The organism is Undibacterium sp. GrIS 1.2 (genome assembly GCF_040544435.1).
Classification (GTDB): Bacteria; Pseudomonadota; Gammaproteobacteria; order Burkholderiales; family Burkholderiaceae_D; genus Undibacterium.
In genome coordinates, this window is the sequence record NZ_JBEONP010000024.1 from 1 (window position 1) to 25,459 (window position 25,459).

The window sequence follows — 25,459 nt, forward strand, 5'->3', positions numbered from 1 at the left end:
AAGCAGAAGATCACGCTGCAAGCAGGCCAGTCGTCGATTACCTTGGAGGGGGCGAATATTACGTTTGCTTGTCCGGGCAACTTTACGGTTAAAGGTGGACAGCATGCTTTTGATGCTGGGGCTAGGGGGGCGGCGACGCTTGCTCCTTTGCCTGATCGCATCGTCCCACCTATTCCCCCAGAAAAATCTTTGTTTGTAAAATACGATGAACAAATCGTTTATAAAGATGCCCACGACGCGCCAATAGCAGACATGCCTATTCATGTCGTCAACAAGACTGACAAAACGCAAAAAGTGACTAATAAAAGCCCAGAAAAAGGTGATATTGAGCGGCTGGATACAGCAAGTGCACAACCTCTGAACTACGCGCTGCGCTACTCAGCATTTAAGCTCAAAAAATAAGCCCTGTTGCCAAATCTTATTGCTGAGTTTGATCACTAAGCGATATTAATACGCATTACATTCACGGAAACTCCATCAATGGATCATACAGAAATAGAAAACGGCGTACATCTGGAAGTGTTGGGTACCTGCATGACCAACACCACGCCCAATTCTCAACATACCGCGACGGTGCAGTACAAGCATCTGTGGTCATTCGCCCAAGAAGCAGCCCTCATTGCCGTTTGTGAAAAAAGTCCCAAAGATGCTTGCTATTACTTGATTGATGACCCGGAACGTCGCGCCAAACGGATCGCCGCCAATTATGCCGATCTGTATTTCAAAAGCAGCGATAAATCCAAAGGTAATCTCCAGTTTTATTGGGTCGCACTCGCTGCCTTTGTCGTCAAAGATATTGTGGAGGCCTACCGCTTTGCTCGTGAAGAAGTCTTGCAACGTGAATGGAAGGATGTTGCCAGTGCCTTCCGTAATTCTTCACTAGCGGATATAGGCAGTCTGATGAGCAGCGGTAGCTCGCCGTACCAACATGTGATGCGAACCTATGCGGCGCTGGCCAGAGGTAATCTCTGGTTATTTATGGATATTTACCCTTGGCTCTGGTTTTTTATGGAATATGGTATCAATCGGGATGGCAGTCTGAATAAAACTCGGCTAGATGCCTGTCTGGGTGAGCGCAACTTAGCGACGTTTCAGATTCAATCCAAAACTGCTGTAGAAGAACTCCCTTTCGGCCCCGAATGGCTAGGCCGGCTCAGTGGCCGTCTGAGCGCAGATCCAGTCTACAAAAAGGCGGGCAGCTACTTTGACACACCACCCAGCTGGAGTCAGGATGGTGGTTACGGCCAATATACCGCCGCCACGCAATTAGCGCATAGTTACTGTAAAGCGCATGTAAAAGAATACGACAATGGATATCGCACCCCTGCTAGTCCGTATTGGGGCAAATTCAAAGAAGCTTACTTTGTGATGGAATCAGAACATATCGAACTGAGTCGTGTCGCTAAAGACAGCGCAGCCATCGCAGAGATTGTGAAGGCAAGGCAGTTTAAGGTGACGGGGGAGATTCGACAGGCGTATGCGAAAATCATCGAAGAACACTCAACTTCCGACAAAAACGAAAAATTTAATAATCAGAAAAAAGAACTTGCGATCATCGCGCAACACGAACAAGTCAATGTATTGCAGCCATTGATCTACAATGATCCCGAACTCAAAAAAACCATGGATATGAACCACGAATTTAGTCGCCTTACCGGTGGATGGTTATCACCGCAGTTCAAGGTGATATATAGCTTCGCTCCTAAAACAAATGATCCAAATTTACAAACTATTTTTGATGCGCCTGATGGACTCAAAGATCGGTTTACAGGTGCGAAAAAGAGTTTGCCTAATAAAGACGATAGGATGGAGTTTGTCGCTCAAATCGCTAAAGATTTTAATCGATTAATGTCTAAATACCGTCCGTACATGGAAGACGAATTGCGCAAAATTCAAGGATGGTTAAACGCATGAAGCGGCGGGGTATTTTGTTCGTATTTTTATTGGTTGCCGGGCTATTGGTTTATTACTATTTTGGGACAGAAAAAATGTCAGAGATTAAGTTTGAATTAGGTAAAAATATTGTAGAAACAGCAAAATCTACAGGAGTACCGAGGTTCAATTCTAGCAAAACCGCTGGACAAGTGTCGTACAGCATTAACCAAATTCCTGACGATATTCCTGCTCGCTATTCGAGACCAGGTTATGAGATAACAGCTTCATCACTGTTTGCTTTTACTATGTACGCTGATGAACCTGATAACAACAATCTCGCAGTTAACAATGTCACTCTACAATTTAAAGCACACATTAAAACCCACGAAGCAGGACAAGCCTTTGTTGAAAAGCTGATTGCACAATTTCAAAAAGGAAAATGGCAACGGTATATTCGTGAAAGCTGTCCAGCAGTATCAGGACGCTCGTCTTTATTAGATGAGGCTGGTAATTTAAATGTGGGTAAAGGCTGTGCGTTTGATCCTAGCTACAAATTAACACCAGAAGAATGGCGCGCCATGATGGGTGAAACGCAGCGCTATGAATGGGTAGGTGATGGTGTCGTTGCTAAATTGGAAGTCGACTACAGCAGTAATATTACCTATAAAATATTTTTAGAATTTGAAGACCTCGCCACCATGGTCAAAAGTGATCAGGAAAATCAGGCGCGTGACCTCAAAGAAGGTGATGCTAAAGGCTGGGGCAGCACGGCAAAGTACATGCAAGGCAAAAAAGAAACCGAAGCAAGAAATAAGATATTAGAAGCCAATGCCATCAAACGTGGTGACACTGTAGTTCCTCGATAATTACTGTTAAATAGTAAAAATAGATCGTCCAATCATTCTGCGCCTCCCAGACCATAATCGTGCTGGAAGGCGCATTTTTATTGGGCATTCTTTTGACATTTTTATAGATATTTTTTCGGTATGTTTTTGTACTCCCTCACCTACAACGACCCCAAGCTTAAAAAATCATGGATGTGGGGGAACCTCGACGTTACTCTTCTTCACCTCAATGCTTATCGCCTCAGTTCAAAGTCGTTTATAGATTCTCACGAAAAACTAATGGTCCGGATTAAAAACCATTTTTGATCTTGCAGATCACTTCAAACTGCGCTAAGAAGTTACAGCTTTAAGCGAGAGTCTGAAGCTATTCGGCATGAGTTCTTTATGTAAATATTAAACAGCCAGCGCTCTTGCTTTTGTGTTTGACCCCACATTCACCGCCGTCAAAATCGCCAGCACCTGGAACACACCGATGCAGACAAAAATCCAGCTTGGATGATGCGCATCCATGACTGCGCCAAACAGTAAGGGTGAGCATGCCAAGCCAGTATCCAGACCGGAATACACCACGCCATAGACGCGCCCTGTGGCATTTTTTGGTGCTGCTGCGCGTATCAACAAATCACGTGAAGGTCCGGCGACGCCAGAGCCAAACCCAATCGCGCCCATCAATACCACCGCTAGCGCGGCGTTAACCCAGCCCGTTGCCAGCAACAATGCAAAGCAACCTGCAACCGCAAAAGCAATACTGATAGTGCGATCATGCTGTGTCGTTTTGGCGGCGATAAAACCGCCCCACAACATGCCGGCAGCAGATGCGAGCATGTAAGCGGTATAAGCCGTGGTCGCCCATGCTAATGACATGCCATAGATCTCTCGCAAACCAACCGATGCAAAACTCTGTATACCGCCCAGCGCCATTGCCGTCATAAAGAAAAAAGCAAAACACATCCAGACCGCGGGCAAACGCATGAAATCCATTGTCCCACTGCTGACTTTAGCTGACATCGTCGCTGTACCAGACACAATGTTTGGCACCTCATCCGTACGCAAAACATCGCGATACACAAACAATACGATCAACACCACAACTGGCAAAAAGGCGGCAGATAACAGTGCCGTGCGCCAGCCTGCAAACCCAGCAATAGTCACCAAAAATAGCGGTGCCGCTGCCCATCCAAGATTGCCAGTAATTCCGTGTACCGAGAAAGCATATCCAAGGCGTGCAGGCGACACACGCTTGTTTAATAAAGTGTAGTCAGACGGATGAAATACACTATTACCCAGCCCTGCCAACATTGATCCAGCCATCAACATAAAATAATTTTGCGCACCAGATAACACCAGCGCTGCAACACCCAGACAGCTCACACCAAAAAACAGTACGGTTCTTGCTCCGATTCTATCCACCACAAAACCAGACAATGCTTGCCCAATACCCGACACCACAAAAAAGGCGCTCATCAGTAAGCCCAATTCTGCATACGATAAATTGAAAGCCTCTTTAATCCAGGGAAATAAGGGGGCCAGTATCAAGTGAAAAAAATGCGAAATACTATGCGCCATGCCGACCAAGCCAATCACTTGCGCGTCTTGTTTCATATTGCCCGGCTGCCGTTTTGTTTTACTGGTGCTGGTCATATTATTCTCGTCTCTGATTAGAATTAATATCGGTGGAACATCTAAGTAAGTCATAGATATCTACACTTAGGTGTGTCAATCCCTGTTGACTACCAGATTTAATTTTTTTAAATATTCTTGATCTGTCGTATGAATGTCCCTTGGCGATACGAAAACCAAAATAATATTGCAGCGATAGATAAAAAATTCCAGTAATCCGCAGGAGCAAATAAAAACCAGTTCTTATGCCAGGCCACATGTATAGGGTCAAAACGGGTTAATCCATAAGCAGGATTAAAAACAAACCACAAAAAATCTTCTACGATCCAAAACATCATAATGCAAGCCAGCGCCCTAGCTTCTAATTTGAGCGTCCAGCGTTGCGAGAAAAAAAACGGAAAATGGAAAAACATAGCAATAAAAGGAAATACCCAAGCGTGGTAGCCTGTCATCGGACGACCACCCCAAAAGATATCTAATAACCAGTGATGCTCTATCCGCCAGGTCGGTAAGTTGGCTGCCCAGCCCGCGCCGCCTTCAATCTGGATTTCTGTCTGCGCAAAAAATAAGCCCAATAATGCGACCCAAAACAAGGTGACGATCAGAGGAACAGCTGTATGGCTTAAGTCTCCGACCTTGGTTATCCGACCTGCGTCAGACTCAGGCTGCTTTGATTTTATTTGCGACATTATTGGCATCAATTGACTCTACTTTCTAAGGAGTTTTTAAAAACTCTTTGATGTGTTTTTACAGACTAACTCCAGCACTTGCCGCGCTGCATCGGCGCGACCTAATACGGTCGCTTTGGCACGCATATCTACCAGTTTTTCTGGATGTGCCAACAGATAACGGATACGATATTCCAGCGTCACATCATCAAAAGCTTTTAGTGCAACACCCTGCTCTAACAAGTAATCGGCATTACGCTCTTCTTGCCCTGGTATCGGTGAATTGACAATCATCGGCAAGCCCATCGCCAGACATTCTGAGGTCGTTAAACCACCCGGCTTAGTCACGACCAGATCGGCACATGCCATTAAACGTTCTACCTGATCGGTAAACCCTTGTGGCAATAAACGTCCGGGATAACGCGTTGCTAATCTCTGCAACTCAGCCAAAGCTGGTAAATTTTTTCCTGCTAAAACAATTAATTGAAAATCGCTATCTAAGGCCAATAAACGTGTTGCGATCGTATCCAGACTACCTAAGCCTGCGCCACCGCCCATTAACATAATCGTCATGCGAGCGGGATCAAGACCGAATTCTCTAGCGCATTCCACCCTATCTAACTGATTAGCAAAACTTGGCATGATCGGGATGCCGGTCACGTGGATCGTATCCGCTGCGATTCCCTGCGCCCGCATACGAAAAGCTACCTCTTCATTCGCAGCAAAATAGCCAGTCATGCGCTCATGCACCCACATTCTGTGTAAATCAAAATCTGTCACTTGTACCCAGACTGGACAATGTAAACGCTCTTTTTTTAGCAGCCTTGACAGCATTTCAGCAGGTAAAAAATGCGTACAGATAATTGCATCCGGTTTGAAGTTAGCAATCTCTTTGAGCAAAGCACGTGCGTTTAAACGTTCCAGCGCACGTCGCATTTTTTCCATCGTACTATCGGGCTGTGCCTCGTGCGAGGCCTGGTATAAATAGCCCCACAGTGTTGGTGCTTTATTGACCAGTTTGATATAAAAATCGGTATATAACTTACGAAATCCTGCCGTCATAAAATTCATCACATCGAGATGTGTCGCCACCACCTGATAGTGCGGATCAAGCGAATAAGCACGTATCGCCTCGGCGGCACGCATGTGGCCAGCACCGGCAGAAACGCTCAGAAGTAACACCTTTTTTTGCGTCATAGTTAAGTAGATTTTATGGATTGAATATTATTGGTAAGGAAAAATAGCTTATCTTGAATTGAACTGATCTATTGTTTTAACTATGCTCAGGATTATTTATCTCTAAGTATGTAGTCAAGGGATTAATAAGATTAATAAGATTAATAAATAAGCCAAATCAATATGCTATCCGGATAAGATGTCTAATCAGAGATATGTGATTAAATGTGCAAATAAAATCATGACAATATTTTGCCCTATTGTGTCAGCCCTTGGACAAACTTTACACATCGTCAAAATCAAATAACTCGGTAAATTTCGTTGGTAAAGTTCGATTATCGGATACCAGTCTTATGGAGTAGGTGAAGTCAGCGGAAGCAAGCGTATCAAATTTACTATTGAATTAATTTCTTCTATTTACCCGGGATTCGGACTTGCTATGAAAACGTTTCACTGTAATAAATGCTCCCAGCAGGTTTTTTTTGAAAACACTTTTTGCTTCAATTGCCAAAGTACGCTTGGCTATCAACACTTACAGACGACGGTCAGTAGTTTTGAGCCAGCAGATAACGGCAACTGGCGTAGTCTGAATCCGGCTGATGAGGGACGTCTCTACAAACAGTGTCAGAACTATGCCAATCAGCAGATATGCAACTGGATGATTGATGCTGGCGATACTTATGATTTATGTGCCTCATGCCGGATGACAGAAATTATCCCATCGCTTACCAGCGAGAAAAATCATCTGTTCTGGCAGCGGCTTGAATCAGCTAAACGGCGACTTCTGTATTCACTCTGGTCGCTCAAGCTACGACCCATCTCTAAGCAAGAAGACGAGGTCAACGGTCTGGCTTTTCAGTTCTTAGAAGATGGCGTTACCGAAGAAAAAATCTTTACGGGACATGATGACGGACTCATCACCATTAATATCGCTGAAGCCAATCCAGCAGAGCGCGAGCGGACGCGGGAGCAGATGCATGAACGATATAGAACTCTGCTCGGACATTTTCGCCATGAGAGCGGTCACTATTATTTCAACCGATTGATTGCCAACAGTCACTGGCTGGAGAGATATCGCGCACTGTTTGGCGATGAGCGCCAAGACTATAGCGAAAGTCTAAAGTTACATTATGAAAATGGCCCGCAAGCGCATTGGGAGCAGCGATTTATCAGCAGCTACGCGAGCTCGCATCCAGCAGAGGATTGGGCAGAAACTTGGGCGCATTATCTGCACATGGTGGATACGCTAGAGACTGCACATGCCTGCGGTCTGTCACTAAAACCTCAAAAATTTGCTGAGCCTGCAATGGAAATTACTGCTCCACCACTCAAGATCAATTCATTTGAGGAAATCATGAGCGACTGGTTTGCATTAACTTACGTGCTTAATAGTTTAAATCGCAGCGTTGGCACGCCGGACTCGTATCCCTTCAAACTGTCTTCGCCAGTTCAAGGAAAATTACAGTTTGTGCATGAAGTAGTGCTGGCGCATGTAGCTGCCGCACTACCTGTACAAGCACAATATCAAACTCAAACTCAGACCAACAATCAAACGATCTGACGGGGTAACTCAATTGCATGAAAAGCTTAGCGGCTCTTCATGCAACAATTCTTTGATCTACCGTAAAAATATTAATTTCTGATTTCTAAAGCTCGATTCAAGCTAAGTGCTGCCATCGAGCACGCTGCACCGGATAACAGGTACAGACTGACGTATTCAAGACCGAAATGAGAAGACAGTCCAAGTGCCACTAATGGTGCAAAGCCTGCGCCCACTAGCCATGCCAGATCAGAGGTTAAGGCAGCACCAGTATAGCGATACTTAGGTGCAAAATTGGCAGTCACGGCACCGGCAGCTTGGCCGTAAGATAACCCCAATATACTAAAACCTAACAAGATAAAAATATCTTGCCCAAGCTCGCTACCACCTAACAAAGCCGGTACAAATCCGCTCAGTACGGCAATCATCAGCGCCAAGGTGAATAACATCTTACGACGGCCGATACGATCTGCGACCAGGCCAGAGATAATAATGCCGACGATCATCAACACCGCACCTATCATCTGTATCTCTAAAAACCCACTTAGCGAGCGTTTGGAATAAATCGTAATCCAGGATAACGGGAACACCGTGACAAGATGAAACAGTGCGTAGCTAGCCAAAGCCGCGAGCGCACCAATCAACAGGTTACGACCTTGTGAGCGGGTCATCTCAACGATATTCGTTGGCTCCAGCTCACGCTCATCCAATAGTCGCTTATATTCGTTAGTAGAAACCAACCTCAAGCGGGCAAATAATGCCACCACGTTGATAGCAAACGCGACATAAAACGGATAGCGCCAGCCCCAATCCAGGAAGTCTTCACTAGACAAATTTGTGACCATATAAGCGAACAGACCAGCGGCAATCATGAAGCCCACTGGCGCGCCTAATTGCCCTAACATCGCGTACCAGCCACGTTTATTTTGTGGCGCATTTAGAGCAAGTAAAGAAGGCAAACCGTCCCAAGAGCCGCCCAGCGCAATGCCCTGCCCTATCCGCAGCAAAGAAAGTAACACGATAGAAGTTACGCCAAGATGGGAGTAAGTCGGGAGGAACGCGATCCCAGCGGTGGAAATACCAAGCAAAAATAAGGCAATGGTGAGCTTAGCTTCACGCCCCAGTCGCCGTTGGATTTCCATAAAAGTCACTGTGCCAAACGGACGGGCTAAGAATGCAAATGAAAAAATCACGAAGGCGTAAAGAGTGCCTTCTAATCGTTGCTCAAAAGGAAAAAAAACCTGAGGAAAAACCAGCACCGAGGCAATCGCATACACAAAAAAATCAAAATACTCAGACGCTCGACCAATCACGACACCAATTGCGATCTCACTAGGAGCAATCGACGAATGATCAGATTTAGTGTTTCTGACATTACTAATTTTAGAATCTGTCATATAGTTGGAAGGCAGTTCGTTATCGTTTGTACTAATGCTGGCCATAGTTGTCTCTCGAATTGTAGTTAGGTCGTTGAACGTTACTCTTTTTTTCGTGCTTATTTGAAAACTAGGACAAAACGTCCAATCGCCAAGGCATATCGGTAAGAGTACATTAGCATAAAATTTTCACACATACTGACTTATCACATCATGATTCCATTATTTGCACGTCGCGGATTAGCTCTCCTTCCTGCTGTTTTGCTGGCAGGCTGCAACACGGTAGTAATGAATCCATCAGGTGATATTGCTGCTCAGCAAAGCCACCTGATCTGGGTTTCAACATTGCTGATGTTGCTTATCATCGTTCCGGTGATCATTCTCACGATCGTATTTGCGTGGCGCTACCGAAAAAGCAATACCGCCGCGACATATGAACCTGACTGGGATCATTCAACTCAGCTAGAACTAGTGATCTGGGGCGCACCGCTGCTGATTATTATCGCTCTGGGCCTGATCACCTGGATCAGTACTCATACCTTAGATCCTTACCGTAAGTTATCGCGCCTAGATGAAAATCGCCCTATTCCTGTGGGCACCAAGACCTTAAATGTCGAAGTAGTAGCGCTGGACTGGAAATGGCTGTTCATCTACCCCGACCTTGGCATCGCTACAGTAAATGAGCTGGCTGCACCGGTGGATGTGCCTGTTCACTTTAAAATCACAGCATCTAGCGTGATGAATTCTTTCTTTATTCCTGCGCTGGCTGGTCAGATTTATGCCATGCCGGGAATGGAAACTTCACTCAACGCGGTGATTAATAAACCGGGTGAGTTTGAGGGCTTCTCTGCCAATTACAGTGGTGCAGGTTTTTCGGATATGCGCTTTAAGTTTCATGGCATGAGCGCTCAAAATTTCGATCTGTGGGTGCAAGCTACCAAAGCGAAAGCTCAGGTACTGGATCGAGCAAATTATTTGGAACTAGAAAAGCCAAGTCAGCGTGACCCGGTACGTCATTATGCGAGCGTTGATGCGGATTTGTATCATGCCATCCTGAATCGTTGCGTTGGTGCAGGCGAAGTCTGCATGGACAAAATGATGATGAGCGATGCTAGAGCAAATGCGAAAGCCTATGCTGCATCCAATGCCAAAGCAGATTTCACCAATATTTTTACGCAACGCCTGAAGCAAGATAACGCAACACGATTGTCCTTCAACATCGACGCTGAAATTTGTACAGCATCTCCTCTTACCATCGGAAAACAATGATGCAAGACCATATCGATTTGACGAAGCTGATCTTCGGCCGTCTCACTTGGGATGCGATTCCCTTTCACGAACCTATCCTATTAGCTACATTTATTGTGGTCGGTATCGGTGGTTTCGCAGTTCTTTCGGCGCTGACCTACTTCCGCGTTTGGGGTATGTTGTGGCGTGAATGGTTCACCAGTATCGACCATAAAAGAATCGGCATTATGTATGTAATTTTTGCACTGGTAATGCTGCTGCGCGGCTTTGCTGATGCCATCATGATGCGCCTGCAACAAGCACTGGCGTTTGGAGACTCAGCAGGTTTCCTGCCACCGCATCACTATGATCAGGTTTTTACGGCACACGGCGTAATCATGATCTTCTTTGTTGCGATGCCATTAGTGACTGGCTTGATGAACTATGTCGTGCCGCTGCAAATCGGCGCACGCGATGTGGCTTTTCCTTTCCTGAACAATTTTAGCTTCTGGATGACTGCATTTGGCGGCGGTTTAGTGATGGCTTCATTATTCGTTGGCGAATTCGCACGCACTGGCTGGCTGGCATATCCACCGCTCTCTGGAATCATGTCCAGTCCGGATGTGGGTGTGGACTACTATATCTGGTCGTTACAGATCGCGGGGGTCGGGACTTTGCTTTCGGGAATTAATCTGATTGCGACGATCATTAAAATGCGTGCCCCTGGCATGACCATGATGAAGATGCCAGTATTTACCTGGACTGCGCTGTGCACCAACGTGTTAATCGTTGCTGCCTTCCCTGTCCTTACTGCAGTGTTGGGTATGTTGTCGCTGGATCGTATGGTTGGAACGAACTTCTTCACCAATGACATGGGCGGCAACGCCATGATGTATGTCAACCTGATCTGGATTTGGGGTCATCCTGAAGTTTATATTCTGGTCTTACCTGCATTCGGTATTTTCTCTGAAATCGTATCGACATTCTGCAGCAAACGTCTGTTTGGTTACACATCAATGGTCTACGCGACAGTCGTGATTACTATCCTGTCCTACCTCGTATGGCTGCATCACTTCTTCACCATGGGATCGGGTGCGAGCGTCAATTCGTTCTTCGGCATTACGACCATGATTATTTCTATCCCGACCGGTGCGAAGATATTTAACTGGTTGTTCACGATGTACCGTGGCCGTATTCGTTTTGAATTACCTATGTTGTGGACCATCGGCTTTATGATCACATTCGTCATCGGTGGTATGACAGGCGTATTGTTAGCAGTACCGCCAGCCGATTTCGTTCTGCACAATAGTCTGTTCCTGATCGCTCATTTCCATAACGTGATTATCGGTGGCGTGTTGTTCGGTATGTTTGCCGGAATTAACTACTGGTTTCCAAAAGCTTTTGGCTACAAATTGGATGACTTCTGGGGTAAATGCTGCTTCTGGTTCTGGACGATTGGTTTCTACTTCGCTTTCATGCCCTTGTATGTACTCGGTCTGATGGGTGTAACACGACGTCTTAGCCATTTTGAAGATCCGTCTTTGCAAATCTGGTTCCAGATCGCTGCATTCGGTGCTTTCTTGATTGCCTTGGGTATCGCCTCCTTCATCATTCAGTTGTACGTCAGCTTTAAGCGTCGTGACTCTCTGCGTGACTTTACTGGCGATCCTTGGGGTGGCCGTACACTGGAATGGTCGACATCTTCGCCACCACCAGCATATAACTTTGCGTTCACACCAAAAGTCTATGACAACGATGCGTGGGCGGATATGAAGAGTAACCAATACGCTCGTCCTCAAGATGGTTTTGTGGCGATCCATATGCCGAAGAATACTGGTGCCGGTTTTGTCATCGCCTTACTGAGTGCCATATGTGGCTTTGCCCTGATCTGGCAAATGTGGTTGCTGGCAGGTTTGGGCTTTGCGGCAATGATGGTGGCAATTATTGTTCACACCTTTAATTACAAACGTGACTACTACATCCCTGTTGCTGATGTCGTCCATACTGAAGGCGAACGTACTCGCTTGTTAGGTACCGGCCAAGGTGTGAGCTATGTCTAATACTGTAACTTTTCCAAATGAGGGCACGAACTTGAATACCAGTTTGAACATCAGTGCAACTTCACACGCTGGCACGCATGTCAGCAGCGATTTTTATGTCAAAGAGCACCATCCGGAAAACGGCACTTTGCTCGGTTTCTGGCTCTACCTGATGAGCGACTGCCTGATCTTTGCCTGCCTGTTTGCAACCTATGCGGTACTTGGTCGTAACTATGCAGGCGGCCCTACAGGTGCAGAATTGTTTGACCTGCCCCTGGTTGCGATCAACACATCGTTGCTATTGTTGTCGTCTATCACTTATGGCTTTGCCATGTTGGAAATGCAGCGTAAGCGCGTCCCAGCCACCTTGATCTGGCTCGCCATTACCGGCCTACTTGGTGCCTGCTTTATTGGCTTTGAGTTATATGAGTTTGTGCATCTGATACACGAAGGTGCAGGTCCTCAGCGCAGTGGATTTCTGACTTCCTTCTTTGCCTTAGTTGGTACGCATGGCCTGCACGTGAGCTTCGGTATTATCTGGCTGATTACATTGATGTTCCAAGTTGGTCGTCATGGTATTACGCCAGAGAACAGCAGAAGACTGATGTGCTTGTCAATGTTCTGGCACTTTCTTGATGTGGTCTGGATTGGTGTATTTACTTTTGTTTATTTGATGGGAGTTTTACCATGAGCGTAAACCAAGAACACATGGCGCACGGTCACAGCGACCATCATGATGCTCACCACGAGCATGGTCATATGCATGCGGATCATGGCAGTCTGAAAAGCTATGCCACAGGATTTATCCTGGCAGTGATTTTGACCGCAATCCCATTCTGGTTGGTCATGGGCAAAGTCTTTGATAAATCAAGTACGACTGGATTTATCTTGTTGGGATTTGCGGCTGTACAGATCGTGGTGCATATGGTGTATTTCCTGCACATGAATACCAAGTCTGAAGGTGGCTGGTCAATGCTGGCGTTGCTGTTCACCGGCATGCTAGTCTTCATTATGATGAGTGGTTCGCTCTGGGTGATGTATCACTTAAATCACAATATGATGCCTGGCATGATGCATGAAACAGAAACCAAACCGGAATCGATCAGCGTGATGCCAATGCCGGCGACACAATCAACACCAGCAGCAACGCCAGCATCATCACCGTTACCTGCGCCGGACAACATGAAGACTATGCCGTCTATGCGATGAGTAAGCCAGAACAAGAAATGGCAGGCGAGGACGCTGATCTGACACTAAAAATAGATTTACCCAATCGCACCAGCCGCCGATCCATGTTATTCAGATTTGCCTTCACCGCCTGCATGGGTATTATCTTTGCAGGTTTTATTTCTCTGGGAACCTGGCAAGTCAAACGTCTTCAATGGAAGCTTGATTTAATTGAACGTGTTGAACAACGCGTTCATGCTGCTGCAACACCCGCTCCTACTTCTGCTCAATGGCCGCGCATCAATGCAAGTGCAGATGAATATCGCCATATCCAAGTTACCGGTAATTTTTTGGCTGAAAAAAACACTCTGGTACAAGCGTCCACAGAATTGGGAGGCGGCTTCTGGGTACTGACGCCATTCAAGACAATAGATCAAAGTATCGTCCTGATTAATCGCGGCTTTATCCCGGAAAAGATGGCTGAATCGTATCGGACATTACCCCAAAAAGATCACTCCGATTTGACTAGCCCTAGCACGATCAATGTCAGCGGGTTAATGCGTATGACCGAACCGGGCGGAGGTTTTTTAAGAAAAAATGACCCTGCTGGTAATCGCTGGTATTCACGTGATGTGCAGGCAATTGCAGCTGCAAATGCTCTGACACAGGTAGCTCCTTTTTTTATCGATGCCGACGCTGGTACTAATGCCCCCAATACGTCATCACAAGATAAACTGAATACCCAGCGTGATGAGGACTCAAGAAATTACCCAGTCGCAGGCTTGACCGTGATCAACTTCCATAACAACCATTTAGTTTATGCTGTGGTCTGGTTCTTACTCGCAATCATGACGGGAGCTGCCTGGTTTTATGTCATCAGAGATAGAAAATATCAGCCTCGTCAGCATAGACCCTAGTCCGCCAGGAGCTTCAGCACTTAATTTTAAATATGATTTAAGATCTGCAAACATTCCAGAATAATCAGAATAAGCGGACATAGTGAGCATGGTAAAAAAGATCGTCCCTCAAAAAACTGAACAAGAGACCGCAGCTAAGTCGGTAACGAAGTCAGCGACTAAAACACTGGCAGAACAATCCGCCATCGCCATCGAGTACAAAAACTCCGCTGGACACAAGAATATGCTGCAGCTTATCCAGCTGCGCTGGATTGCCGTATTTGGGCAACTATCAACCATTTTGATAGTGATGCTTGGCTTTGGCATCCATTTGCCCTTAGTCAAAATGCTGGTTGTGCTTGTATGCTTAATCGCTTTCAATATTGCCAGTCATTTGCGCTGGCATGAGCGCGTGTATGTGACGAATGGCGAACTGGTTTTTGCATTACTCATCGATGTGTTTAGTCTGACGGCGCAGCTCTATTTTGGTGGCGGCACCTCTAATCCCTTTGCCTTCCTTTATCTGTTACAAGTCATTTTAAGTGCCGTGTTGCTAGAAGCCTGGTCAACCTGGATCATCGTTATCTTCACCAGTGCCTGTCTGGCCGGATTATCACTGTTTTCTGAGCCATTAACTTTGCCGCCCGCTGAAAACGGCGGGCTATCGCACTTGTATGTCGGTGGCTTGATTATTTGTTTTATGCTGAATGCCGCCCTGCTGGTTTTTTTCATTACCAGGATTGGTCACAATCTGCGCGCACGTGATGCCCAGCTCGCCGATCTGCGCCAACGGGCAGTCGAGGAAGATCATATTGTACGCATGGGTCTGCTCGCCTCTGGTGCCGCGCATGAATTAGGTACGCCACTGGCGACACTCTCCGTCATATTGGGAGACTGGCGACGGATGCCAGAATTCAGTAATAACGCAGAACTGCTGGAAGAAATCAGCGAGATGGAAACACAACTACAACGCTGTAAAAGTATCGTCAGCGGCATCTTGCTATCGGCCGGAGAAGCACGTGGTGAGTCCGCAGTCAAAACCACGATCAATACTTTTTTAAACGATCTCACCAGAGAATTTATCTCGACCAGACCAATAGTCTCGTTTGGTTTTGACAATCAGATTGAAGAGGATATTCCTATCGTCTTTGACACCGCTCTCAAGCAAATGGTCTGTAATGTACTCGACAATGCCTTAGAAGCCTCCCCAGACTGGCTGCGCATGGAAGTCAGGCGTGAAAACGATGCACTAATATTTACGGTCGCAGATAGCGGGCATGGTTTCGACCCCACCATCTTGTCACGCATCGGTGAACCTTATCAATCGACCAAAGGTCGTCCGGGTAGCGGACTAGGGCTATTTTTTGTCATCAATGTGGCACGCAAACTAGGTGGTCATGTCACGGCATCTAATCGCGACGAGGGCGGAGCCGTCGTACAATTAACATTGCCACTTGCCGCGATCATGCTTTAACCGAGATTTAACCTCAGGAATTTATTCACTATGTCAGAGAGTCGTCTGTTACTCATTATCGAAGACGATACTGCTTTTGCCCGCACACTAAGCCGCTCGTTTGAGCGACGTGGTTACACTGTTTTGCACGCGACCAGTATGGAGGATGCTGAGAAATTACTATCAGATCATTCTCCCGCCTATGCCGTCGTTGATCTGAAGTTAAACGGCCACTCATCCGGCCTTGCATGCGTGCAGCTTCTTCGTCACCATAATCCACAGATGTTGATTGTGGTATTGACCGGCTTTGCTAGTATTGCGACTGCGGTAGAAGCAGTCAAACTTGGGGCATGCCAGTACCTCTCTAAACCCTCCAACACAGATGATATTGAAGCTGCCTTCGGGCATATCGCCGGCACAGCGGAGGTAGAAATTACAAACCGCTCCACCTCCATCAAAAATCTGGAGTGGGAAAGGATTCACGAAGTTCTGGCAGAAACCGACTTTAATATTTCAGAAACAGCTCGAAGACTAGGCATGCATAGACGCACGCTGGCACGCAAGCTGGAGAAACAAAGGATTAAATAACCGGACCTGATGCAAACTCAGAGCATGACGATTATTTTTTCTCTTAAGCCCCGACAAACATCAGCAGACTCATTCTCGATTTTAGTCTGAAGAAATACTTCGACATCAGTATCAGAGCCATATTTACACAAATAGAACCGAGTCCTCCGGCTGAAAACAATACTTCAACAATACCCATTTTTTGTAGCCAGACCGTCGGGATCAATAGAAAACGCTCCATCGACTTATTTTGTTCATGAAATACCCTAACTAATTTTCCATACATCTGTTTGAAGGAGTCACAAAATTGTGACTGATCGCATTTTTCTCGTTGCCCAAATATGCGATGGCGATGCATTCCCCCATTTTGGTTTAAATATATAATGCTCATTTTTTACTCCTTAAAGTGTCAAGTCACTCATTAAATGCAACGCAATCCTTTTAAGCTTGCGTTGATTGCGATGTCCAAAGGCGTATTTGGCTCTTGACCAAGCACCTCAATTAATTTCGCGTTGCTCATTTTTAATGGCGACGTCCACAAATAGCGAAGCTCCAGCATTTCTTTCACCGTAGGACTAAAAAATGCGATTAAAGGCATCAGATACCAAGGAAAACTTTTGATCTTAATCGCCGGGTTTCCAACGACTCTGCGGATGGAATCAACAATTTCGGTACCGTCTTGGTCCCAGTGACCATTCATATGAAATACATCAAAGATTTTTAACTTTTCGCTGCTCTCAATAAGTCCGACCATGGTTTCCGCGACATCGGGCAAATAAGCCCATTGATGCCCTGTTCCCATTTTGCTTGGATACTGAATAGACTCAATTTTTCGCCCAGGAACGACCAATGCTTGTGAGAACCAGCTGCTCAGTGTTCGAGGTCCGAAAAAATCTCCGGCCCTGACGATTAATGATTTCACTCCCTGAAGTGAGGCCATACGCAGACGATTTTCTAACTCGACCCGAATTTTTCCTTTTTTGGTAACAGGTAATTGGGCAGAGTTTTCATCTACATCAAAGTTGATGTCTGGCGCGTAGTTATATACCGTCCCAGGCAATAAAATGCGCGCCCCGGTTTGCTTAGCCGCGGCAATGGTGTTGTCAATCATCGGTAACACCAATTTATCCCAATCGCGGTAGCCAGGTGGATTCACCGCATGCACAATTAAGCTCGCTCCAGTTGCGGCATTGAGGACGTCAAGCGAATTCATTGCATCTCCCGCTACCCAGAAAATTCCGTCCTGTCCCAGAGAGACACTGTGAATATTTCTGACCAGTCCTGTAACTTCCCATCCTCGCTTGACGAGGAGTCTGGCAACTTCGCCGCCGATTCCGCCGGTTGCACCGAGTACCAGAGCTTTTTTTACTGAAGTCATTTGATTTCCTTTTGTTAAATGTAAGTGACGTTTGAATTTTGGCCTTTAAGCGAGTTAAATACAATTGACGAAATACGTGTACCTGATATACATTTTTGTATGGATAAAAATCACATCAATTGGGATCATTACAAAGCAGCTCTTGCGGTGTTAGAAGAGGGGTCACTCTCTAGTGCGGCACGGGCATTGGGCTTGACCCAGCCGACGATAGGAAGACAGATTGAAGCGCTGGAGAAAGCGCTCGGTGTCACTTTATTTACCCGCTCTCAAAACGGATTGACGCCGACAGTCAGCGCACTTGCACTACGTCCTTATGCAGAGAATCTGAAAACAACGACCGCAGCCCTAGAGCGAGCCATTTCTGCAGAGGCGAAAGAAGTTCGGGGTGCGGTGCGCATCACGTCATCGATTGTCATCGGTATTGAAGTCTTGCCGCCCATACTTGCAGAATTACGGCAGCTTCATCCTGGTTTAGAAATAGAACTCGTACTATCTGACCTGAATCAGGACTTACTAAATCGGGATGCAGACATCGCTATACGAATGGCAAAGCCGACCCAGGAAGTATTGGTAAGCAGGCGTATTGGTGTTGTCAAATTAGGCTTGTACGCCCATCAAAATTATCTGAACAAACACAACATACCCATCGAAATTAGCGATTTATCTAATCACAGTTTGATCGGTTTTGATAGCGTGATGCCCTACATGCGGGCATTCCAAGAGGCATATCCTTTTCTCCGGCGAGAGCATTTCAGCTTGCGGGTCGATAGCGGCGTCGCTCAATTAGCGGCAATACGCGCTGGATTTGGCATAGGAATTTGCCAGGACTTACTGGCAAAACGTGATGAAAATCTGGTTCACATTTTGCCTGCCGATTTCTGCATAGAATTTCCGACCTGGATTGTGATGCATGAGGATTTGAAACTCAATGCACGCTACAAAACATGCTTTGATTTTTTGGTCACGAAGTTACTTGAGATTATTCCAAACTAATACCTACTTTGGTTATTGCCACAGGCGGAGTCAGAAACGATACAAATAGCTAATTTGTGCGTTGCAAAACATTTCGTTACAAAAACGCAAGGCACACCGTAGCAGTAAAAATTATCTATGCTCACGACGATTTTTGGCTTAAAGCTTACTAAACTGCACAATCTATTAAATAAATATACTCCCAGTATGTATATATAGATTGTCCATATATTATTTGGACAATAAGGCTATTTTCATTAAATTAATGGGGAGTATATTTATTCCGTGCGACTTAAGTCTTATAAAATTCACAAAAATAATGCTTAATCAAGCGCCTTAGCTTTGTCTGTACTTGCACGCATTTGCTGCAGAAATTACGCATTTTAGGTAACAACTTTACGGGTCAGATTTAGACGCTAGTAAGCGAATTCATTTACACTTTTCATCGCTCGACGCAGTAACCACACCTGAGTAATTTAAACGCTGTTTTTTGCACCACCATCGCTGTAAACTCCGCTGCAAATTTTTAGCCATCACTGCGGTGATGATGATTGCCATTATTGTTAAGCCTGATCAAACCGAGTATGTCCTAGGGAAGTCGATTTAAGATGTGGATCGTTCAAATTGCATTGCGAAGGCCTTACACGTTTATCGTGATGGCGCTATTGATTTTATTATCGACGCCACTGGTGCTGACCAAGATGGCGACCGATATTTTTCCGGAAATTAATATCCCCGTCGTCAGTATTATCTGGAACTACAACGGCCTGTCTGCGCAAGAAATGGGGCAGCGCATCGCCGCTGTCAATGAGCGCAGTCTGACAACTACGGTCAACGATATTGAACATATCGAGTCCCAATCGCTGGCTGGCATTTCCATCATCAAGATTTTTTTCCAGCCCAATGCCAATATCCAGACGGCGATTGCACAAGTAGTCTCTATCGAACAGGCGCAATTACGCCAGCTACCGGCAGGTATTACACCGCCGCTGGTGATTAAATATTCGGCATCCAGCATCCCTGTCATTCAGCTTGGGTTATCGAGTGCGACGATGAATGAGCAATCGCTGTTTGATACTGCCGTCAATTTTTTACGTCCACAATTAATCACTATTCCGGGCGCCGCGGTGCCCTTCCCTTTTGGCGGCAAATCCCGGCTTGTTTCAGTAGATTTAGACACGCAAGCGCTGCTAGCAAAGGGACTGACACCAACAGATGTAGTGAATGCCGTGAATGCGCAAAATCTGGCGCTGCCTTCCGGTACCGCTAAAATCGGCGCGACTGAATTCAACGTCAACATGAACGGATCACCGGATACGATTGCCGGGTTGAACAATATTCCGGTATTGAATAAAAACGGCACCATGACTTATCTGTCAGAAGTCGCACGCGTACGCGATGGCTTCTCGCCCCAAACCAATATTGTCCGGCAGAATGGCGAGCGTGGTGTGCTGCTATCGGTGCTCAAGAACGGTGGCTCGTCAACACTCGACATCGTCAATAATCTGCGCAATATCTTGCCTACCACCTTACAAACCCTGCCTAAAGAATTAAAGATCACCCAACTGTTTGACCAATCTGTCTTTGTTAAAGCCGCTATTACCGGCGTCATCCACGAGGCGCTGATCGCTGCGGTATTGACCGCTGCCATGATTTTGCTATTTTTGGGTAACTGGCGCAGCACTTGCATCATTGCCGTCTCAATTCCTCTGTCCATTCTGGCATCGATACTGGCGCTGTATGCGCTGGGAGAAACCATCAATATTATGACTCTGGGCGGGTTAGCGCTGGCAGTCGGCATACTGGTGGATGACGCAACAGTGACGATAGAAAACATCGAGCGACACTTACATCAAGGCTCTGATTTGCATAAAGCGATACTGGACGGTGCCGGTGAAATCGCCATCCCTGCGCTGGTTTCTACGCTGTGTATTTGTATCGTGTTTTTGCCAATGTTTTTCCTAACTGGTGTTGCACGCTATTTATTTGTGCCTTTGGCAGAAGCTGTGGTTTTTGCGATGCTGGCATCCTATGTCTTATCACGTACTCTGGTACCGACCATGGTCATGCTGATGATGGATCATTCGCATAGAGATCCATCAGCAAAGCCAAGCTTACTGCAACGGGTCTATCGCAAATTTGACGCCGCATTTGAAAAATTCCGTGGTGGCTACATCATTATTTTATCTACGCTACTCACGCATAGAAAAATGTTTGGCGGCATGTTCCTCGGCTTTTGTATTTTGTCTTTAGGTTTGGTATTTGGCTTGGGAAGAGATTTCTTTCCTAGCGTCGATTCTGGTCAGATACGTCTCCATATGCGTGCGCCGACAGGTACCCGTATTGAAGAGACGGCCCGTATTGCCGATGAAGTGGAAAAAGTCATCCGCGAGATGATCCCAAAAGAAGAAATCGGTACCGTGCTCGACAATCTTGGCTTACCGTATAGCGGCATTAACCTGTCCTACAGCAATGCAGGCACGATAGGCACGCTGGATGGCGAGATTCTGATCTCACTGGACGAAGATCACCGTCCTACCGCGACCTATGTTGAGCGGCTGCGTCGTGAACTGCCAAAGCGTTTCCCAGGGGTAGAATTTTTCTTCCAACCGGCCGATATCGTGACGCAGATTCTGAACTTCGGCTTACCGGCAGCCATGGATATCCAGATCGCTGGCAATAATCTTCCGTCCAATTACCGCTACGCCAGTGATCTGATGAAACAAATTAAACAGATACCTGGTGCAGTGGATGTACATATCCAGCAAAGGATGGATCAGCCTACCTTAGCCTTAAATGTGGATCGTAGCCAGATCAAACAGCTAGGTTTAAATCCGGTTGATGTCGCACAGAACTTGCTGGTGTCTTTGTCGGGCAGCTTTCAGACTGCGCCTGCTTTCTGGCTTAATCCGGTGAATGGCATTGTGTATAGCATCGCTGTGCAAACGCCACAGCATCAGGTCAGTGATTTAAATGCCTTATTGCGCACGCCTGTGCGCTCCAGTTCGGTTGCGAATACAGCGGGCGATGGCATCGTCCCCTCGCAAATTCTGAGCAATCTGTTGAGCGTAAAACCAGCGCAACAAATGGCGGTAGTCTCGCATTACAACATCACACCTGTGATTGACTTATATGTCAGCGTAGAAGGCCGTGATCTGGGCGGTGTATCTAATCAAGTAGAAAAACTGGTGAACGACTTACGACCAACATTGCCACGTGGTACCCGGATTGATATCCGTGGACAGGTACAAACAATGAAGTCCTCTTTCATCGGTCTGGGTATTGGTTTGCTGATGGCGATTGTTTTGGTGTATTTGCTGATCGTGGTCAATTTCCAATCTTGGGTGGACGCCTTTATCATCATTACGGCATTGCCTGCTGCCTTGGCTGGCATCGTCTGGATGTTATTTTTAACGGGAACTACACTGAACGTTCCCGCCTTGACTGGCGCGATTATGACCATGGGCGTCGCCACCGCTAATAGTATTTTGATGGTCTCGTTTGCTCGTCAGCGCCTCAACGACGGATTGCCGCCGCTGTCAGCCGCATTGGAAGCCGGAGCTACTCGCATCAGACCTGTGTTGATGACTGCGCTGGCAATGATTATCGGTATGATCCCGATGGCAATCGGTCTGGGTGAAGGGGCAGAACAAAATGCCCCGCTTGGTCGCGCAGTAATCGGCGGTTTGCTGTTCGCTACGGTATCTACTTTATTTTTTGTTCCGATCGTCTTTGCCAGTATCCATCGCTACCTTGAGCATCGCAAACAAGCTACTGCTGCCACAAATAATACTTCCCCCGTACCTCCATCATCGCCTGTTGTAGAAGAAGGAAAGTCCTGATATGTCCGATCAACGCCACGCCGTCCTTGGTATACATAGCGCGCAAAGCCATGAGGCAAATGCTGAGCAACATTCCAACCCTCATGCACACGCGCATCCACATCACCACCGAGGCCCTATTTTGAAACGAGCTAAATTGATCGGCGCCTCGACGTTAGCGCTGCTGGTAGTGGGTGCCATCATCACCATGGGCTTACGCGTTATTCAAACTAACGCACTGGCAGAATCAACCGCAGAGCACGCCAAAATCTATGTCACTACGGTGAACGCCAAAGCGTCTGGAAATACCGACGCCTTAACCTTGCCTGGCACGCTACAAGGCATAATCGAATCGCCTATTTATGCGCGTAGCACCGGCTATGTATTGCGCTGGAATAAAGACATCGGCAGTAAAGTCAATAAAGGAGAAGTGCTGGCAGAGATTGACACACCAGAAATTGATCAGCAATTAGCACAAGCCATCGCCGCCCGCCAGCAAGCCGCATCCAGTTTAGAACTTGCCAAATCGTCCGCTGAACGCTGGGAAGCATTACGTAAAAAAGACGCCGTAACCCAACAGGAATTGAACGAACGTTCCAGCGCCTTTACACAGGCACAAGCGAATTTTGCATCTGCCGAGGCCAACGTCCGTCGCTTGCAAAAATTGGAGAAATTTAAAAAAATTACCGCGCCGTTTTCTGGTGTGGTAACACGGCGTAATGTAGAAATCGGCGATTTGATTGATGCCGGCAACGGCGGTGCAGGACGCGCCCTGTTCACGCTGGCGCAGGTCGATACCTTGCGTGTGTATGTCTATGTGCCACAAGCATATGCGCAACGGATCAAGGCTGGCGACACGGTCAAAGTGACTCAGAGTGAGATGTCGGGTCAGACCTTCCAGGGTACGGTCGCACGCACAGCCGGTGCGATCGATGCAGCAACCCGCACCATGCAGATGGAAATTAACTTAAACAATAAAGACGGCAAATTATTAGCAGGCTCATACGTACAGGTTGTGTTGCCCGTCAGCGGCACTTCCAATGCCATGATTGTTCCGTCTAACGTGATTTTGTTTCGTCCTGAAGGCACCCAAATTGCCGTCGTAGATGCGCAAAGTCATGTCAAGCTGCGGACTGTCAGCATAGGACATGATCTGGGTAATGCGCTGGAAATTTTAGATGGCATCAGCTTGTCTGACAAACTCATACTCAATCCAGCAGACTCGCTGGCTGAGAATGACGCAGTTACTGTGATGCCTGCAAAGGTGGCGGAAAAAACGGCTGAAAAACAGAGCAATAGTGATGTCCCAACGAAGAAGGCCGGCTCATGAAGTCCACTCGTCTTTCTCGGACATTGGCAACGTCATTGGCTACAACACTGGCACCGGCTAGCCTCGTCGCTTCATTAGCATTGTTAGCTGGCTGCTCCAGCGCACCGAACTATAAAAAACCAGAAGTCGTGATGCCGGCTGCATGGCAATCCACCGCACCATTTGTACAAGGCACTCCAGCCGATCACATACCAAAGGGACAGTGGTGGGTGATATTTCAGGACCCACAACTTAATCAGCTAGAACAACAAGCGATCACCCAAAATCAAACATTACAAGTAGCGGTTGCGCGTCTGGAACAGGTACGTGCCCAGGTCAGCGTCAGCGCTGCGGGCTTATTTCCGCAAGTCGGATTACAAGCTGGTGCTGCGCGCCAAAAAACCTCGGCCGACCGCCCGCTCGCGTCCTACAACACGGCAAACCAATCGACAGTACAAAATAATTTTCAGCTCGGATTCGCGGTGAATTATGAGGCAGACTTATTTGGTCGTGTCCGCAACACCGTGGCCAGCGCACGGGCAAGTTCTGAGCAAGCGGCAGCCGATTTTGAAAATATACGCTTAGTGCTGACCTCAGAACTCGCTGCAGATTACTTTAATCTGCGCGCACTAGATTCCGAGATTGATGTGCTCAGCCAAGGTGTGAAGCTACAGGAAAAAGCACTGAATTTCATCGATGCACGGCATGAATTAGGCGTTGCCTCCGGCCTCGATCTGGCACAACAGCAGGCCTTGCTTGACGCGAGTAAAACGCAGCTCAGTTTATTGCAGAACCGTCGCGCACAATATGAACATGCCTTAGCCACAATGACTGGCACGCCAGCACCTAATTTTAAGTTAGCGCCGGCGATGATTACAATACTGCCGCCCGCAATGCCGGTAGGCTTGCCTTCTGACGTATTGCAACGACGCCCTGACATCGCCGCAAGCGAGCGTGCCGTTGCTGCTGCCAATGCCAATATCGGCGTCGCCCGGTCTGCCTATTTCCCTACCCTGCTGCTACAAACCAACGGCGGTTGGGATGCTAACCAGATCAGTAATTTATTTAACGCACCTAGCTTGTTATGGTCATTAGGCACAGCACTGACACAAACTCTGTTTGATGCAGGCAAAACTAACGCGACGGTTAAAGTCAGCGAAGCGTTCTACACCGCCTCGGTCGCCAGTTATCGCCAAAGCGTACTGGTTGCCATGCAAGAGGTTGAAGATGGCATGACCGGATTAAGCATCCTAAACGACGCCGGCAAACAAGCAAACGCCAGCGTGCGCAGCTCGCAACGCGTACTAGATCTCGCCAATGATCGCTACACAGGCGGCCTGGATACCTATTTAAACGTCATAACAGCGCAGCAAACTCTGCTCAACAATCAACGTCAGGCAGTACAAATCAACGGTCAGCAAATGCTGACATCGGTGTATCTGATTAAGGCTTTAGGTGGTGGATGGGATGGTGCTCGGGATGCCGAATCGAACAGACCTTGAGTTTGCTTAGAGCAGATGTTGAGCGGAT

21 protein-coding genes are annotated in these 25,459 nt (G+C 46.9%); 15 read left to right on the forward strand and 6 right to left on the reverse strand.

Annotation, left to right across the window (positions count from 1 at the left end; all coding sequences use genetic code 11):
• The 3 genes from AAKU61_RS11925 to AAKU61_RS11935 form a co-directional block, all read left to right on the forward strand.
• Positions 1 to 402 (forward strand): DUF2345 domain-containing protein (locus AAKU61_RS11925; RefSeq protein WP_354332482.1); only part of this gene is annotated, 402 nt, incomplete at its 5' end.
• Positions 403 to 480: 78 nt separating this feature from the next.
• Positions 481 to 1,914, forward strand: coding sequence for a DUF2515 family protein (locus AAKU61_RS11930; protein ID WP_354332484.1), 1,434 nt, complete (start codon positions 481 to 483; stop codon positions 1,912 to 1,914).
• Positions 1,899 to 2,741: a hypothetical protein gene (locus AAKU61_RS11935; RefSeq protein ID WP_354332486.1), complete on the forward strand. Its 843-nt coding sequence runs from the start codon at positions 1,899 to 1,901 to the stop codon at positions 2,739 to 2,741. Before AAKU61_RS11930 ends, AAKU61_RS11935 begins: the two co-directional genes overlap by 16 nt.
• A 372-nt stretch (positions 2,742 to 3,113) precedes the next feature.
• Here AAKU61_RS11935 and AAKU61_RS11940 read toward each other — a convergent pair whose 3' ends face one another.
• The 3 genes from AAKU61_RS11940 to AAKU61_RS11950 all read right to left on the reverse strand — a co-directional run bounded on the left by AAKU61_RS11940 (position 3,114) and on the right by AAKU61_RS11950 (position 6,205).
• A complete protein-coding gene (locus AAKU61_RS11940) occupies positions 3,114 to 4,361 on the reverse strand; it encodes an MFS transporter (RefSeq protein WP_354332488.1) in 1,248 nt (415 codons plus the stop codon).
• 107 nt (positions 4,362 to 4,468) lie between these two features.
• Positions 4,469 to 5,029 (reverse strand): hypothetical protein, encoded by a 561-nt coding sequence (locus AAKU61_RS11945; RefSeq protein WP_354332490.1) that lies wholly within the window; start codon positions 5,027 to 5,029, stop codon positions 4,469 to 4,471.
• A 36-nt stretch (positions 5,030 to 5,065) separates the two neighbouring features.
• Positions 5,066 to 6,205, reverse strand: coding sequence for an MGDG synthase family glycosyltransferase (locus tag AAKU61_RS11950; RefSeq protein WP_354332491.1), 1,140 nt, complete (start codon positions 6,203 to 6,205; stop codon positions 5,066 to 5,068).
• 418 nt (positions 6,206 to 6,623) lie between these two features.
• Between AAKU61_RS11950 and AAKU61_RS11955 the strand changes: the two genes are divergently transcribed.
• The gene (locus AAKU61_RS11955; protein WP_354332493.1) at positions 6,624 to 7,745 is read left to right on the forward strand and encodes a zinc-binding metallopeptidase family protein; all 1,122 of its coding nucleotides are present in this window, start codon (positions 6,624 to 6,626) and stop codon (positions 7,743 to 7,745) included.
• 71 nt (positions 7,746 to 7,816) lie between these two features.
• Here the strand turns inward: AAKU61_RS11955 and AAKU61_RS11960 are convergent, their stop codons facing one another.
• Entirely contained in the window at positions 7,817 to 9,121 is a 1,305-nt protein-coding gene (locus AAKU61_RS11960) for an MFS transporter (protein WP_354332577.1), read from the reverse strand.
• A gap of 192 nt (positions 9,122 to 9,313) precedes the next feature.
• On the opposite strand from AAKU61_RS11960, the gene cyoA reads away from it, so the two are divergent.
• The 7 genes from cyoA to AAKU61_RS11995 all read left to right on the forward strand — a co-directional run bounded on the left by cyoA (position 9,314) and on the right by AAKU61_RS11995 (position 16,470).
• A complete protein-coding gene (cyoA, locus tag AAKU61_RS11965; RefSeq protein ID WP_354332495.1) occupies positions 9,314 to 10,369 on the forward strand; it encodes a ubiquinol oxidase subunit II in 1,056 nt (351 codons plus the stop codon).
• Positions 10,369 to 12,387: a cytochrome o ubiquinol oxidase subunit I gene (cyoB, locus tag AAKU61_RS11970; RefSeq protein WP_354332496.1), complete on the forward strand. Its 2,019-nt coding sequence runs from the start codon at positions 10,369 to 10,371 to the stop codon at positions 12,385 to 12,387. The genes cyoA and cyoB overlap by 1 nt, the downstream gene beginning before the upstream one ends.
• Entirely contained in the window at positions 12,380 to 13,057 is a 678-nt protein-coding gene (cyoC, locus tag AAKU61_RS11975; protein WP_354332498.1) for a cytochrome o ubiquinol oxidase subunit III, read from the forward strand. Before cyoB ends, cyoC begins: the two co-directional genes overlap by 8 nt.
• Before the next feature lie 17 nt (positions 13,058 to 13,074).
• Complete coding sequence (gene cyoD, locus AAKU61_RS11980) at positions 13,075 to 13,575, forward strand: cytochrome o ubiquinol oxidase subunit IV (RefSeq protein WP_354332578.1); 501 nt, start codon at positions 13,075 to 13,077, stop codon at positions 13,573 to 13,575.
• Positions 13,572 to 14,450 (forward strand): SURF1 family protein, encoded by an 879-nt coding sequence (locus tag AAKU61_RS11985; protein ID WP_354332500.1) that lies wholly within the window; start codon positions 13,572 to 13,574, stop codon positions 14,448 to 14,450. The genes cyoD and AAKU61_RS11985 overlap by 4 nt, the downstream gene beginning before the upstream one ends.
• Positions 14,451 to 14,538: 88 nt before the next feature.
• A complete protein-coding gene (locus AAKU61_RS11990; RefSeq protein ID WP_354332580.1) occupies positions 14,539 to 15,903 on the forward strand; it encodes an ATP-binding protein in 1,365 nt (454 codons plus the stop codon).
• 30 nt (positions 15,904 to 15,933) lie between these two features.
• On the forward strand, positions 15,934 to 16,470 hold the full coding sequence (locus tag AAKU61_RS11995; protein ID WP_354332502.1) for a response regulator transcription factor: 537 nt from the start codon (positions 15,934 to 15,936) through the stop codon (positions 16,468 to 16,470).
• A gap of 43 nt (positions 16,471 to 16,513) precedes the next feature.
• Here the strand turns inward: AAKU61_RS11995 and AAKU61_RS12000 are convergent, their stop codons facing one another.
• Both AAKU61_RS12000 and AAKU61_RS12005 read right to left on the reverse strand, forming a co-directional pair.
• Entirely contained in the window at positions 16,514 to 16,840 is a 327-nt protein-coding gene (locus AAKU61_RS12000) for a hypothetical protein (protein ID WP_354332504.1), read from the reverse strand.
• 30 nt (positions 16,841 to 16,870) lie between these two features.
• The gene (locus AAKU61_RS12005) at positions 16,871 to 17,827 is read right to left on the reverse strand and encodes an NAD(P)H-binding protein (protein ID WP_354332506.1); all 957 of its coding nucleotides are present in this window, start codon (positions 17,825 to 17,827) and stop codon (positions 16,871 to 16,873) included.
• Positions 17,828 to 17,926: 99 nt separating this feature from the next.
• Between AAKU61_RS12005 and AAKU61_RS12010 the strand changes: the two genes are divergently transcribed.
• From AAKU61_RS12010 to AAKU61_RS12025, 4 genes are all read left to right on the forward strand, one after another.
• A complete protein-coding gene (locus tag AAKU61_RS12010; RefSeq protein WP_354332508.1) occupies positions 17,927 to 18,820 on the forward strand; it encodes a LysR family transcriptional regulator in 894 nt (297 codons plus the stop codon).
• Positions 18,821 to 19,407: 587 nt separating this feature from the next.
• Positions 19,408 to 22,641: an efflux RND transporter permease subunit gene (locus AAKU61_RS12015; RefSeq protein ID WP_354332509.1), complete on the forward strand. Its 3,234-nt coding sequence runs from the start codon at positions 19,408 to 19,410 to the stop codon at positions 22,639 to 22,641.
• Between the two features lies 1 nt (position 22,642).
• A complete protein-coding gene (locus AAKU61_RS12020; RefSeq protein ID WP_354332511.1) occupies positions 22,643 to 23,950 on the forward strand; it encodes an efflux RND transporter periplasmic adaptor subunit in 1,308 nt (435 codons plus the stop codon).
• The gene (locus AAKU61_RS12025; protein WP_354332513.1) at positions 23,947 to 25,431 is read left to right on the forward strand and encodes an efflux transporter outer membrane subunit; all 1,485 of its coding nucleotides are present in this window, start codon (positions 23,947 to 23,949) and stop codon (positions 25,429 to 25,431) included. The genes AAKU61_RS12020 and AAKU61_RS12025 overlap by 4 nt, the downstream gene beginning before the upstream one ends.
• Positions 25,432 to 25,459 lie beyond the last annotated feature (28 nt).

Coding starts and splice junctions, on each gene's coding strand:
- AAKU61_RS11955 (WP_354332493.1), top strand. CDS start 6,624: ATGAAAACGTTTCACTGTAATAAATGCTCCCAGCAGGTTTTTTTTGAA.
- AAKU61_RS12025 (WP_354332513.1), top strand. CDS start 23,947: ATGAAGTCCACTCGTCTTTCTCGGACATTGGCAACGTCATTGGCTACA.
- cyoA (WP_354332495.1), top strand. CDS start 9,314: ATGATTCCATTATTTGCACGTCGCGGATTAGCTCTCCTTCCTGCTGTT.
- AAKU61_RS11985 (WP_354332500.1), top strand. CDS start 13,572: ATGAGTAAGCCAGAACAAGAAATGGCAGGCGAGGACGCTGATCTGACA.
- cyoC (WP_354332498.1), top strand. CDS start 12,380: ATGTCTAATACTGTAACTTTTCCAAATGAGGGCACGAACTTGAATACC.
- AAKU61_RS11995 (WP_354332502.1), top strand. CDS start 15,934: ATGTCAGAGAGTCGTCTGTTACTCATTATCGAAGACGATACTGCTTTT.
- AAKU61_RS11945 (WP_354332490.1), bottom strand. CDS start 5,029: ATGTCGCAAATAAAATCAAAGCAGCCTGAGTCTGACGCAGGTCGGATA.
- AAKU61_RS11990 (WP_354332580.1), top strand. CDS start 14,539: ATGGTAAAAAAGATCGTCCCTCAAAAAACTGAACAAGAGACCGCAGCT.
- AAKU61_RS12000 (WP_354332504.1), bottom strand. CDS start 16,840: ATGAGCATTATATATTTAAACCAAAATGGGGGAATGCATCGCCATCGC.
- cyoB (WP_354332496.1), top strand. CDS start 10,369: ATGCAAGACCATATCGATTTGACGAAGCTGATCTTCGGCCGTCTCACT.
- AAKU61_RS11935 (WP_354332486.1), top strand. CDS start 1,899: ATGGTTAAACGCATGAAGCGGCGGGGTATTTTGTTCGTATTTTTATTG.
- AAKU61_RS12005 (WP_354332506.1), bottom strand. CDS start 17,827: ATGACTTCAGTAAAAAAAGCTCTGGTACTCGGTGCAACCGGCGGAATC.
- AAKU61_RS12010 (WP_354332508.1), top strand. CDS start 17,927: ATGGATAAAAATCACATCAATTGGGATCATTACAAAGCAGCTCTTGCG.
- AAKU61_RS12020 (WP_354332511.1), top strand. CDS start 22,643: ATGTCCGATCAACGCCACGCCGTCCTTGGTATACATAGCGCGCAAAGC.
- AAKU61_RS11940 (WP_354332488.1), bottom strand. CDS start 4,361: ATGACCAGCACCAGTAAAACAAAACGGCAGCCGGGCAATATGAAACAA.
- AAKU61_RS11930 (WP_354332484.1), top strand. CDS start 481: ATGGATCATACAGAAATAGAAAACGGCGTACATCTGGAAGTGTTGGGT.
- AAKU61_RS11960 (WP_354332577.1), bottom strand. CDS start 9,121: ATGACAGATTCTAAAATTAGTAATGTCAGAAACACTAAATCTGATCAT.
- AAKU61_RS12015 (WP_354332509.1), top strand. CDS start 19,408: ATGTGGATCGTTCAAATTGCATTGCGAAGGCCTTACACGTTTATCGTG.
- cyoD (WP_354332578.1), top strand. CDS start 13,075: ATGGCGCACGGTCACAGCGACCATCATGATGCTCACCACGAGCATGGT.
- AAKU61_RS11950 (WP_354332491.1), bottom strand. CDS start 6,205: ATGACGCAAAAAAAGGTGTTACTTCTGAGCGTTTCTGCCGGTGCTGGC.